This window comes from Vibrio harveyi NBRC 15634 = ATCC 14126 = KCTC 12724 (genome assembly GCF_001591145.1).
Taxonomy (GTDB): Bacteria; Pseudomonadota; Gammaproteobacteria; order Enterobacterales; family Vibrionaceae; genus Vibrio; species Vibrio harveyi.
Window position 1 is genome coordinate 1 of record NZ_BCUF01000018.1, and the last position, 13,470, is coordinate 13,470.

The 13,470-nt window shown below is 45.8% G+C and carries 7 protein-coding genes; 6 read left to right on the forward strand and 1 reads right to left on the reverse strand.

Features of this window, described 5'->3' with window-relative positions; translation table 11 throughout:
• Positions 1-210 precede the first annotated feature (210 nt).
• Positions 211-1,347, forward strand: coding sequence for a sugar diacid recognition domain-containing protein (locus VHA02S_RS11150; RefSeq protein WP_038898281.1), 1,137 nt, complete (start codon positions 211-213; stop codon positions 1,345-1,347).
• A gap of 149 nt (positions 1,348-1,496) precedes the next feature.
• The gene (locus tag VHA02S_RS11155; protein ID WP_038898280.1) at positions 1,497-2,630 is read left to right on the forward strand and encodes a glycerate kinase; all 1,134 of its coding nucleotides are present in this window, start codon (positions 1,497-1,499) and stop codon (positions 2,628-2,630) included.
• A 122-nt stretch (positions 2,631-2,752) separates the two neighbouring features.
• Here VHA02S_RS11155 and pulA read toward each other — a convergent pair whose 3' ends face one another.
• Positions 2,753-6,742 carry a pullulanase-type alpha-1,6-glucosidase gene (pulA, locus tag VHA02S_RS11160; RefSeq protein WP_038898279.1) on the reverse strand — a complete coding sequence of 1,330 codons (3,990 nt, stop codon included), beginning with the start codon at positions 6,740-6,742 and terminating at the stop codon, positions 2,753-2,755.
• Positions 6,743-7,255: 513 nt separating this feature from the next.
• Between pulA and VHA02S_RS11165 the strand changes: the two genes are divergently transcribed.
• The 4 genes from VHA02S_RS11165 (at position 7,256) to potE (ending at position 13,405) form a co-directional block, all read left to right on the forward strand.
• Positions 7,256-8,461: a tetratricopeptide repeat protein gene (locus VHA02S_RS11165; RefSeq protein ID WP_005447367.1), complete on the forward strand. Its 1,206-nt coding sequence runs from the start codon at positions 7,256-7,258 to the stop codon at positions 8,459-8,461.
• A 496-nt stretch (positions 8,462-8,957) separates the two neighbouring features.
• Positions 8,958-9,404 (forward strand): helix-turn-helix domain-containing protein, encoded by a 447-nt coding sequence (locus tag VHA02S_RS11170; protein WP_005447369.1) that lies wholly within the window; start codon positions 8,958-8,960, stop codon positions 9,402-9,404.
• 444 nt (positions 9,405-9,848) lie between these two features.
• The gene (gene speF / locus VHA02S_RS11175) at positions 9,849-12,029 is read left to right on the forward strand and encodes an ornithine decarboxylase SpeF (protein WP_005429232.1); all 2,181 of its coding nucleotides are present in this window, start codon (positions 9,849-9,851) and stop codon (positions 12,027-12,029) included.
• A gap of 65 nt (positions 12,030-12,094) precedes the next feature.
• On the forward strand, positions 12,095-13,405 hold the full coding sequence (gene potE, locus VHA02S_RS11180; RefSeq protein ID WP_005447372.1) for a putrescine-ornithine antiporter: 1,311 nt from the start codon (positions 12,095-12,097) through the stop codon (positions 13,403-13,405).
• Positions 13,406-13,470 lie beyond the last annotated feature (65 nt).

Here is a 13,470-nt window from a genome sequence, read left to right on the forward strand (position 1 = left end):
GCGTCAAACAACTTGGAAAGAGCTAGCTATTACCAAGTTGTTTTCCTTACTCTCGAATCAATGACAACGCTCTGAATCCTGCATCTTGAAGTCACTTGGGTATAATTGGGTGATATTTCACTTTGGCGTTGATTCCAGTTCAATATCATGGCGATAGAAGACAAAGTGTGATTTATTGACGCCTCAATCGTTGAGATTTTAGGAACAGAAATGGTGATTCTCGACCACACACTCGCGCAGCAAATCGTCGATCGCACTATGTCGATCATTGGACACAACATCAATGTGATGAACGCGGCAGGCACTATTATTGGCAGTGGTGAAGCTGAGCGCATTGGTCAAAAGCACGATGGGGCGGTGCTAGCGCTCAACCACGGTGATTCGCTGGAGTTGGATGAGCAAACTTGCCAATCCCTGCAAGGCGTGAAACCGGGCATCAATATGCTGCTGCACTTTAAAGGTGAAGTGGTTGGTGTGGTGGGCGTCACTGGCAAACCTGAGCAAATCCGAGCGTTTGCTCAGTTAGTTAAGGTGACAGCGGAACTGACCATTGAGCAAGCTTCGCTGGTGGAGCAGTTGCAATGGGATCGTCGCCACCAAGAAGAGTTTGTATCAGCATGGTTAAACCAACAACTCAATGATTCAGATCTGCACGATTGGGCTCAGCGTCTTTGCATCGATTTAGTAACACAAAGAGTTGCCGTGGTGATCGAGCTTATTGCAGATAATGCTCCTGTTAGTTTGAGCAAGGTACGTGAAGTGGTGGACGTACTGTATCGTTCTGAAGATAAACCGTTGGTGGCGATCATGTCGATGAACGAAATTGTCGTTCTGAAGTCTTTGCGTTCTTCCTCTACCTCGAACAGTGACCAAAGTGTACTTGAGCGCATTCAGCGCCGATTAACTGCGAATCAGATTGACGATGTTCGCCTTGCGATTGGGCAATATTTTGATGGCGCAAAACAACTCCCTCTTTCCTACCAAAGTGCCAAGCAGGTGCTTGCGGTCGGTCGTCGTTCTCATCCTGAACAAACCACATTGAGCTTCTCTGAGTATCGCATACCTGTGTTACTCGCCCCGTTAGCCGACTCTTGGCAAGGTGAACAACTCGCTCAGGCGATGACTTCTCTTGCTTCAGCAGACAAATCTGGGCAGTTAGTGAAAACCTTAGAGGCGTATTTTCATGCCAATGGCAACGCTAATGATTGCGCTAATGCATTGTTTATTCATAGAAATACATTGAGGTACCGTCTAGATAAAATCAGTGAAGTGACGGGCATTTCAACGCATGATTTTACGGGGTTGGTTGAGCTTTATATTGCCAGTCATCTCAATAAGTTAAGTTGATTTATTGTGCAGGTGCACAATATTTAAATAAATAAGCTCAGTGTGATTTGGTTGTTTGCCTAAAGAATGCGCCGAGTTTTTAAGTGAGAATAGCTACATTGATGAGTTGCGAATTGTTCCTCGCAACGCGCTGTTTTCAGGAGAATGAAATGAAAGTTGTGATTGCCCCAGATTCGTTTAAAGAGAGCTTGACCGCTAAACAAGTGAGTGAGGCGATCAAGGTGGGTTTGTCTCGTGTTTGGCAAGACGCAGAGTTTGTCACGCTACCTGTTGCTGACGGCGGCGAAGGTACAGTTCAATCTTTGATTGATGCGACTGAGGGGGAGCAGGTTTTCGTGACTGTAAAAGGTCCGCTCGGTAATGATGTGAAGGCGTTTTACGGTATTCTGGGGGATGGCGAAACCGCAGTGATTGAGATGGCAGAGGCAAGTGGTTTGCATCTTGTGCCAAGTGATTTTCGTGACCCGAAAAACACCAGCAGCTTTGGTACCGGTCAGTTAATTTCGAATGCGCTTGATCGCGGTATTCAACGTTTGATCATCGGCTTAGGAGGTAGCGCAACCAATGACGGCGGTACGGGTATGCTGGCGGCATTAGGGGTGAAGTTCTTAGACCGTTCTGGTCGTGAAATCACCCTCAATGGTGGTGGTTTGGTTGAGCTAGCAAGCATTGACGTGTCTGGTCTCGACGCTCGCTTAGCTGATTGTGAGGTGCTGGTGGCGTGTGATGTTGATAACCCACTGTGTGGAGAGAAAGGCGCATCAGCAATTTTTGGTCCGCAAAAGGGCGCAACGTCAGCAGATGTTGAGCTGTTAGATTCTGCTCTCAACAAATTCGGCGAACTGACGGAGCAAGTGACGGGCAAGCACGTTCTGACTCAAAAAGGTGCAGGTGCAGCCGGCGGTATGGGCGCGGCGTTGCTTGGTTACCTGCCAGCACGACTGAAGCCGGGTATCGAGATTGTGCTAGAAACCGTAAAGCTCGCAGAGCACGTAGCAGACGCTGATATTGTCTTTACTGGTGAAGGTCGTATTGACCATCAAACCGTGCATGGCAAGACACCAATGGGTGTGGCGAAAGTGGCGAAAGAATATGGTTTGCCAGTCATTGCCCTAGCAGGCTGCACAGGTGATAACTTCCAAGCAGTCTACGAATGTGGCATTGATGCGGTATTCGTGTGTGTGTCACGCGCCATGAGCTTGCCTGAAGCGATGGAAGAAGCGGATACAAACCTAGCCAATTTGGTCGAAAACGTGGCGAGATTGTGGCAGTTGCCACACTAACTCTCGCAGTGTTTAGGAGCGATGAGCTGTGGAGGTTTGTGGTTTTCGTCGTTGCGGAAAACAGGCACAAAAAAGGGGAGGTGTTACCCTCCCCAAGCTAGCACATGATTGCGCCTACTGTTTTACTTCTTAGTTACCGTTACGATTGGTGCCGCCTTGTCTGCCGCATTGAAGTGGAAGTTGTAGTTTCCTGCTTCAGCAATCGTAATTTTAAGGTTTTTGCTACCGCCACCAGCATTCATGGTGATCGCTTTACCTAGCTCCACGCTGCCGTCACCACCAAAGTTGGTCGCGTCAGCCCAGTCTGCGCTTGCGATCTTCATTTCGTAGCTGCCTGCTGCTAGAGCGATGTCTAGTGAGTAAACATCAGCGGCTACGTAAGAGAATTTAGCGCTAGAGTCTTCAGCTGGCGTATCCCAAGTGGTGATAGTGCCGCGTAAGAACAGTGACGTGTCACCAAACGTTGGTGCATCTGCTGCTTTCGTTACTGAAATTACTGGTTTTTCTACGCTTTCATCTTGAACATTCAGTGCGTTTAGAGTGAAGTTGTATTTGCCAGTTTCAGCCACTGATAGCTTACAGTTGCCCGCTGCACCTAGGTCTAAAGAGTCACTTGCTTGGGTTGCTGCATCACAACCGATGTTTGGATTTGACCAACCTGAATCTGCAAACTTGAACTCGTGCTCACCAGCTTCAAGTACACCTGTTACTGAGTACAAGCCATTGCCGATAAAGGTCATTGCCCAATCGCTGCTATCAGACCAACCGTTCATAGAACCCTTCACGTAAACCACAGTTTCGCCGTAAGGAGGAATGCTTGATACGTCTTTGTTGTCCTTGTTAACCGGTAGACCGTCGCCTTGTGCACCGCCCTGAGGCTGTACAAATACCGCTGTTGTTAGCGCAGGAACTGTGAACGTCTCACCCGCGAAGCTTGCACCTTTTACGATGTCGTCTGCTGAGTTCTTCTGAATCTCATGCAGTTCGAAACCTGTTGCACCTTTCACTGTGAAAGATTGCTCTTTAGACGTTGAGTTCACCACTGCCACAACGGCATCGTAGTTGGTGTCTAGGTCTTTACCTGCTGATTTACCGTCATCGATAGACATCACGATCAAGCCTTCTACTTGGTCTTTGCCTACGTTACGGAAATCGACGCGGTTCATTACTTCTTGTGCAGTATCTAAGCGGAACAGTTCGCTAGAGCTGCGGATTTTCAGTAGTTCTAGGAATTGCTTCTTAGTTAGCTCGATATCTTCAGCACTTGGTTTCGCAGAACTGTCACCAACGATCTTCTGGATAAGCTCCCAGTTTGCGCCATCTTTATCTTGACGAGGTAGACCGACGTTCCAGTTGTTGTCCGTACCGTTGAAGAACACACGGTTGAACCAGTCACCAGAATCGTAAGAGTCACGCTGCATCGATTTTGAACGTAGCAGCTCAGAACCCATGTGAATGAATGGAATACCTTGCCCCAACATTACCGTAGATAGAGACACGTTTTGCATACGAGCGCGTTCAGCAGAAGGGGTGCCTGTAGCAATCTTGTAAGCGTTGTTGTCCCAAAGCGTTTGGTTATCGTGCTTAGATACGTAAGAGATGTTCTCTGATGGCATCTTAGTGTAGCCCGCAGGTGCACCGTTGTAGTCTACGTTCTTACCAAGTTTAGTGTCGCCCTTGTAATCAAGAAGAACGAATTCAGCCAAGTTACCCGCCATACCTAGGCGAACAAGATCTTGGTTGTGTAGACGACCGTTTACTGAATCAGCGTCTGTCTTCGTTTCTTCGTTAGCGTATGCCGCGTTACCAAAACCTTGGTTGAAGCGAAGTGGGTGGTTACCTTCTGAGTCTTTACCGCCATCGAATGGGCTGCCGCCACGAACTGCATCACGTAGACGGTCCGAGAAAGTACCGATCTCTGTGCCAGCCATGTTGACTTGCGTCGCTTGGTCGAAGCGAGCGTTTTGTGCCACTTCACCAAAGTCCCAACCTTCGCCGTAGAATAGTGTGTTAGGGTCAACTTTACGTACTTGCTCTAACGCGTAAACCATCACGTCTTTTGGCTGGTGACCCATCAAGTCAAAACGGAAACCATCCACTTTGTAGTCGTCTGCCCATACTAACAATGAGTCAACCATCAGTTTACCCATCATTAGGTTCTCTGTTGCTGTGTTATCACAACAAGTTGAGTTCTCTACGCCACCCGTGTTTACGTTCAGGCGGTGGTAGTATCCAGGGACAATCTTATCCAGAACCGACTTATCATTTACGCCAGATGCGTTAGTGTGGTTGTACACCACGTCCATGATAAGTTTTAGCTTCATTTTGTGTGTTGCTTGAACCATTTCACGGAATTCAACAATACGTTTAGAACCATTAGGATCGGTCGCGTAGCTGCCTTCTGGCACTGTGTAATGGAATGGGTCATAGCCCCAGTTGAAGCTGTCTAGCATACGTAGGTCATTCATCAGAGCCTGAGCTGAACCCGTTGTTGGATCGTAGCTGTTTAGGACATCTTCAATGACTTTACTTTCGTTTTCTGTACCACAAACAGAAGCGGCTGGTTTAATGTCACAGAGTTTGCCAACCGTGTCAGTAATATCCACGCGGTTTGCTTCGTTTTCATCGACGGTAGCGATATCGAATGCTGGCAGAATGTGAAGCGTAGTGAGACCTGCGTCTTTCAAAGCTTGAAGGTGTGAAACCGATTCACGATCCGCTTCTGTCAGAGCAAGGTACTTACCATTGTATGCTTTGGTCCCTTTGGTATCGCTAAAGCTGAAATCACGTAGGTGCGACTCGTACAGTACGTGGTCTTCGTCTTTAGCAAGTTCAGGACGTTTGTAATCATTCCAACCTTGAGGTTTCAAGCTATCGCTGTCTAGGTCTACAACTTGTGAGTACAGAGAGTTTTGAGACAAGCTTAGCGAGTATGGGTCAGTAACAAGGCGGGTTTCTACAACGCCTGTTGTTGGGTGGTAAACCTTAACTTGGTAACGGTAGTATTTGTTTAATACGTCGCTTTGCGCTTCTGATGCCCAGATACCTGTAGCTGGATCTTCTGTCATCGCAACGGTTGCTTGTTCTTTCAAATCTGCATCGTAGATGATCAGGTCAACGTCTTGCGCTGTTGGTGCCCAAAGCTTGAATGTTGCTGCGTTGCCATCAACAATTGCGCCAAGTTCCTGACCGATTGCGTTACCTGCATCTTTGTTAGCAAATACGGCATCAAGTACACCTGGTTTTTGTACTTCAGTTGCAGAAATAACATCGCCATCTGCGTTGTAAGCCACCATGACGATTTGCGATTTTAGAATGGTGTGAAGTACGTCAGCATCAACATCGATACCTGCTGCTTGTAGGCTAGAAAGGTGACGGAAACGTTTTTTCAGTGCTTCAGACAATTCGCCTGCTTTCGTCAGCTCAACTGCTGTACCACCAGTGATTTGCTTGTCTTCATCCATCTTGATGTCGTTAGTCAAGCTGTAGTAAAGCTTCATTGAGTCTGCATTCGCCGCCGCTTCCCAAGCGATGGTATTAGCATCTAGCCAATGCGCTTTTTGACCGTCAATTTCGACAGGACGTTCTTCAATTGGTTCGTAGTAAAGCTCGCTGCTGCCGTGGAAGCCGAACAAACCTTTCGATTCACCTAGCTTAGTCAGCTCAACTTTTGAGTTTGCACTGCCGAATGCCTTCTCATCGCCTTTGTGTAGGATGAAGTTCATACAGTTGTGTGGGTCAGATGCGTCTGGGTTCACTTTCAGAACGTAGTAAGCACCGTAAGTGTCACTGATGCCGTCGAATGGGCGAGGTGACCCCCAGTCCGTACCGCCCTCTGGGAGCCCCATTTCTTCAAGATCGGTACTTGTACAGCCTTCGCCATTCCAAAGGTGTAGACCCCAACCTTCGTAATCGCTTGCTGATGATGCAGCTGCGACATCGCGTTTGTAATAGATGACAACTTCGTTCTCTCCCGCAGGGTGTAGACCAGAGCCAGGGTTCGTTGTGTCATCGCTTGTGCTATCACTGCCACAACCGCTGATGACTGCCACAGAAAGGAGCGGCAGTACGGTTTTAGCAATCGCTGATAATTTAAATGTTTTATTGTCCACGTTTACAAATCCATTGTTATTGAATTGATAATAGATTGGCAAAATGCCGAAAAGGAAATGTTCAACAAGATGCTAATACACTGAACTATCAGCAAAATGTGAGAGCAGGCAGTTAAGTTTTTTACAAGTAAAAATTTTCTGTCACACTAGATTTTGTTCACAAATTAAATAATAAAACGGTCTCATAGTGAGATATTCAGCACAGCCTAAAGATGTAAATTTTTATAGGAGGAGAAAGGGGGGATGATAGGGGCGGAGAATGTCTAAGCCCCAAAACTGTGACTCATTTCTATAAAATTAGGGGTGTTATTTTTTAATTAAAAATAAGTTGCGGTGATATCGAATAAAAATTCGCCATACTCGACCAGTAAACTTCAGATTTTACCTACATGGTCGTTATATAATAGAGCGGAGTACGCCAAAGATGGCGCAATTATACCCCGAGTTAGAATTTTGCAGATTTTCCCAAGCGCGGAAAGTCTCGGTGAGCACTGACCTAAAAAGAGGCGGTTTATGAGTAGTATGGGCATTGCTATTACAGCAACTGGCCTTTCACTCATCCTGATATTTGTTTGGATGATCTCGTTGTCGATGCGTAAGCAACGTCTAGAGGCAGAGAGGAAAGCGCGTGAAGTGGCGTATCGCAAGGCGATGCAAAAAGCGCGCGAACAAGAACGTAAAGAGCGTGAGTTTAAGGCGGAGACCGGTCATATTCCGACAATTCTCTATTTAGCGAAAGAATCAGAGCGAGACAATCTCAAGCGCGCTCTGTATTGGTACGACAAAGCTGCCAAACTGGATAACGTCACAGGTATGTATGGTGTGGTGCGTTTGGCTGAGCGAATGCGTGAAGATGTTATCTTAAGAGAGCAAGCGAATTTTTGGCGTACTGCGATTGCCGGTATGGAAGGTGATATCGACGCGAAATTTGCAACGGGTAAGGCACTTTTGTCTGGACGTGGTACCGAGAAGAATATTCCCAAAGGGCATCAACTCATCGAAATGGCAGCAGATGAGGGTTGTATTCCTGCCATGTTGTATATGGGGGAATGGCAGTTATCACCGGAGAATACGGCAGGGCGTAGTGCTGATGCTTTGTTCTGGTTTATGAAAGCTGCCGAGCAAGACAGTGCTGAAGGTAAAATCCAAGTGGGTTTGTGTTATCTAAGAGGCACTGGCACTGATAAAAGCATGGTGAAAGCGTGTTATTGGCTTGAAAGAGCGGCGGAGAGTGGCAGCGCAGAGGCAATGTTTCACGCGGGAGAAGCGTGGAAAGATACCGGTAAAACAGGCAATGCGATTGCTTATATTTGGCTGTTTTTATCCGCGAACATGGGCTATGAGCCAGCACGTGTCGTTCGTGATGAAGTCGCAAGCAACATCGGCGTGGATGTTGTAGTGGGGCTGCAATCTATCGCTAAACCGCTGCAGAGGAAGCTCGCATCTGGTTTCGTCAAAAAGCACTCTATCATTCGTGCGTTAAACAAGGTCTACAAACGTGAACCTTACTTCCCAGATCAAGATGAACTCAATGAGTTGCTGAGTGAAGAACATCATGAAGAAGAAAGTTTGCTTGATGGCGCACCAGAGCTGAACTTTGATGCTGAGGTTCCACCACAGCAAGAGTTTGCTTCTCCACCCAAGCAACCATCAAAAGAAGTGCTCGACTTTACTCAGAACTTCTTACAGCCACAGAATCTCAACAAGCCTCATTCGTGAGGCTTTTTTATTGCCCGTGTTATAAGAAATTCCACCAAGTGCATATACCCAAGCATCTCTTAGGTATAAAGAGGTGAGTGATCTTTATGCAATTTTTCAACAGAAATCCATCACTTAATCACCTATCGTTATATAAATCGACAAATAGAGGGAAATCCCCCCTTGTTGGAAATACACGAATTAAGCTCCAATCCAATATTATTGATTAGCCAATAAAATGGCTATGAAAATAATTTGTTAGCTTAATTTGTGTTGATCTATCTAGATTCATTACTTTAACTAATATTAGCTATTAAGTTTTATATTACTAAATCTTAATTTCTATTTTCGGTTTTCTATTATCTCTATTGATCTTTAACTTAATTGAGCGCAATATACCCAAAAATAAAATAGCGCACACTCTGCGTATAAATACAGTAAGAAGCAACCTGTTATTATCCTTTTCAACATAAAGGGGCAAACTCACGCTCTTTTTATGTCTATTAGAGATTTGTGTATGTTGAGAATCATTAGTGCAGATAAGTTCATCTCTTCAAGGTTTATCTTGGAATACAGCAAAGTGGAATTTGCATCTTTGTTGGGAGTTTCCGTTGCTAAGATAACCAATATAGAGAATGGCAAAACATCGATTCCTCCGGTGTATGATTATGCCATCAACCACTTGCTCAGTGAGCACCCGTTTAAAGACAGCGCTGTTGAGGCTCTAAGCTCGCATGAAACGCTGAACTTCGCCCGTCGTGTGGATGTAAACAGTAAGGTGCAGCGCTTGTCTTGTAAGCGCTGTGACAGTCGAAGGTTACATGTTATGGCTGGCATGAGTGGTCTGTACTTTGTGGAATGTATGGACTGTAAGCACACCATGTACTCGTCTGGAATCGCGGTGAAACGGTATCAATTGTGGTCGAATAATGGCGTGAGGCTCGATAGCCATTTGTTTGATTAAACTGGCTCTCGCTGCTATCAAAGTAAAACCACCAAAGTAAAACAATAAAGTAAAAAGCCATCAGCAGAAATGTTGATGGCTTTTTGTTATAGTTTATAAATTGTTAAATATAAGCATATTTATTGTGTTTATTCTTGCTATTAAATCAATCTAGTAAAATATAGAGTGATGAAAATCGCAAAATTTTATTTTCTTTTGATTCCTTTTTTAATAATAACTGGTGAGGTCACATAATTCTTCACCTAAATTCAATTTAAACCAGAATCTAATATCATTGGCTTATCGAAAGGAAAGTGATAAAGATCGCGAAATTTTATTTCGAGAAAATAAGAGTTTTAATTATGAACTAATAATCACGAAATTTGTTTTTTGAATTTTAAATATTAATTTCGTTTGTAATATCTGTGCTTGTCGTCTTTACAGAACAAATAAGAGATATTTCAAATGAAACGTTTAATTATCGGTGTTAGTAATTACATGCCAGAAGACTTCAGTTTATTATCTGAATCTTTGGATGAGCAATTTAACCGAACTTTAAAACCACTTGAGCACGTCGAATTAACTGACGTTGGCGCTGCAATTATTACTTCTGCAGATATTAAGGCTGGTCTACACAAAATTATTTCTGAAACGGGTTATGGCATTCCGGTTTTCTTGGTCACAGATGAAAACCCAGTTTCAGCAGAAGATTACGTATGGTTAACCGGCGTTATCGATTTGGAAAGACAGTCAATTGAATACTACGGTCGCCAAATCAATGAGGCTGTCACCAAATACGAATGTCGCCTACTTCCACCTTTCTTCAAACAATTGACTCACTACGTGGAAATGGGCAACTCTGCATTCGACTGTCCAGGACACCAAGGCGGCCAGTTCTTCAAAAAACACCCAGCAGGTAAACAGTTCTACGATTTCTTCGGTGAAAACCTATTCCGTAGTGACTTGTGTAACGCGGACGTTGATTTAGGTGACTTGCTGATCCACGAAGGTTCTGCTCACCAAGCTCAAGCACACGCAGCAAAAGTGTTCAACTCAGACAAAACCTACTTCGTACTTAACGGCACTTCGGCTTCAAACAAAGTGGTTTGTAACGCGTTAGTGACCGAAGGTGACTTGGTGATGTTTGACCGTAACAACCACAAATCAAACCACCACGGTGCATTGATCCAAGCGGGCGGTATGCCGGTTTACCTAGAAACGGCACGTAACCCTTGGGGTTTTATCGGTGGTATGGATGAGCACTGTTTTGATGAAGAATACATCCGTGCTCAAATTGCGAAAGTGTCACCAGAGCGTGCTCGTGATGAACGTCCATTCCGTCTTGCGATCATCCAATTAGGTACTTACGACGGTACCATCTACAACGCACGTTACGTGATGGATAAGATTGGTCATCTATGTGACTACATCCTATTCGACTCGGCATGGGTGGGCTACGAGCAGTTCATTCCTATGATGAAAGACTGTTCTCCACTGCTACTGGATCTGAAACCAGAAGATGCGGGTGTGATTGTGACTCAGTCTGTTCACAAGCAACAAGCAGGCTTCTCTCAAACCTCGCAAATCCACAAAAAAGACCACCATATCAAAGGTCAAGCTCGCTACTGTAACCACAAACGCTTCAACAACGCGTTTATGATGCACGCGTCAACTTCACCATTCTACGCGCTGTTCTCAGCATTGGATGTGAACGCGAAGATTCACGACGGTGAAGCGGGTCTGCGCCTATGGCGTGATGCGGTTAAGACGGGTATCGAAGCACGTAAAGAAATCCTGAAAAGCTGTGAGTTGATTCGTCCGTTCATTCCTGACCAAGTTGATGGTCAACCATGGGGCAGTTACGACACCGATCTTATCGCAACTAATAAGAAGTTCTTCATGTTCGAGCCAGACGCAAGCTGGCATAAATTTGAAGGCTACGGCGAAGGTCAGTACTTCGTTGACCCATGTAAATTGCTACTCACTACAGCAGGTATTGCTGAAGATGGTAGCTACGCAGACTTTGGTATTCCTGCAACGTTATTGGCTAACTTCCTACGTGAGAACGGCATCATCCCTGAGAAGTGTGACTTGAACTCTATCTTGTTCCTTCTCACTCCAGCAGAGGACATGGGTAAGATCCGTCATCTTGTGGCGCAAATTAACCGTTTCGAGAAATTCATTCGTGATGATGCGCCGCTAAACATCGTGCTTCCTCGCGTTTACGAAGCGAACAAAGAACGCTACCGCGGTTACACCATCCGTCAGCTATGTCAGGAAATGCATGACATGTACAAAGAGCTGAACGTGAAACAGCTACAAAAAGCGATGTTCCGTAGCGAATACTTCCCAACTATGGTGCACAAACCAGATGTGGCAACACGCAAATACTTCCGCGGCGAGTGTGATTACTTGCCTCTGAAAGAAGCGGTAGGTCGTGTCGCAGCAGAAGGTGCGCTTCCTTACCCTCCAGGCATTATCTGTGTGATCACGGGCGAAATCTGGACTCAACAAGTGGTCGATTACTTCTTATCTCTAGAAGAAGGCATCAACCGATTCCCAGGCTTCGCACCAGAGATTCAAGGTGTGTACCTAGAAGACGTCAATGGTCGCACCACCGCCCATTGCTACGCCCTTAAAGATTAATCTACCCCGTTCGCATCGTGACTTGGTTGTCGCGGTGCGAACCGTTTATTCGTGGAGAATAATTTATGAGTACTGAAACCAAAAAAATGTCGGTGGTGCAGCTAACCATTCTGACATTCATTAACATGGCTGGCTCGGGCATCATTATGCTGCCAAGTAAGCTGGCGCAAGTGGGCACGATTTCGATTCTATCTTGGCTGATTACTGCGGCGGGTTCATTGGCTCTTGCCTATGTATTTGCAAAGTGTGGTCGCTTTAGTAAACGTGACGGTGGTATGAACGGTTATGCGTCGTACGCGTTTGGTAAATCGGGTGCGTTTATGGCGGGTTGGACCTACGGCTTGTCGTTGTTGATCGCCAACATCGCGATTGCGATAACCTGTGTTGGCTACGGATCTGCGTTTTTTGAAGTGACCTTGTCGCCAGTAGAGACCTGTCTGTACACCATCGCTATCCTTTGGATTTGTACCTTCGCTAACTTTGGTGGTGCGAAGATTACTGGTCAAATCGGCTCGTTTACGGTCTGGGGCGTTATCCTTCCTGTATGTTCTTTGGGTATCGTTGGTTGGTTCTACTTTAGCCCAACCATGTACGTAGAAGCGTGGAACCCACACCACCTACCATTTGGTGAAGCGGTAAGTGCGTCGATCGCGATGACACTTTGGGCATTCCTAGGTCTTGAATCGGCTTGTGCGAACTCAGAAGCGGTAGAAAACCCAGAGAAGAACGTACCAATCGCAGTATTGGGCGGTACGCTGATTGCGGCGGTGGTTTACATTGTTTCAACCAACATCTGTTCTGGTATCGTAGCGAACTCTGAGCTTGCTGCATCTACAGCGCCATTCTCAACAGTATGGACAGTGATGCTAGGTTCTACCGCTGGTAAAGTGGTTGCAGGCATGGCAGTTCTTGCTTGTGCAGGTTCACTACTGGGTTGGCAGTTCACTATCGCGTCAGTATTCAAATCATCTTCAGATGCAGGCTTCTTCCCGAAACTGTTCTCACAAGTTGATAAACGCGGTACACCAATCAAAGGCATGGTGGCTATCACGGTTATCCAATCGGTGCTTTCTTTAATGACTATCTCGCCAACATTGAACGAGCAATTTGAAGCACTGGTTAACCTAGCGGTAGTGACAAACGTTATTCCTTATATCCTATGTATGGGTGCAATCTTCATCATGCAGCAAGTGGCGCACGTGCCTGAGCGCGAGATGAAGACAACGAACATCATCGCTCTGATTGGTTCTCTGTACAGCTTCTATGCGTTGTACGGTTCTGGCTACGAAGCCATGATGTGGGGCTCTATCGTTACCTTCCTAGGTTGGAGTGCGTACGGTCTGATCGCTTCTAAACACGAACCTCTCGTGAACTAAGTTTTTTCAATCGAGCCTTCCCATACGCGGTGTGGAGGGCTCTTTTGCTTTTATCCATAACCTTT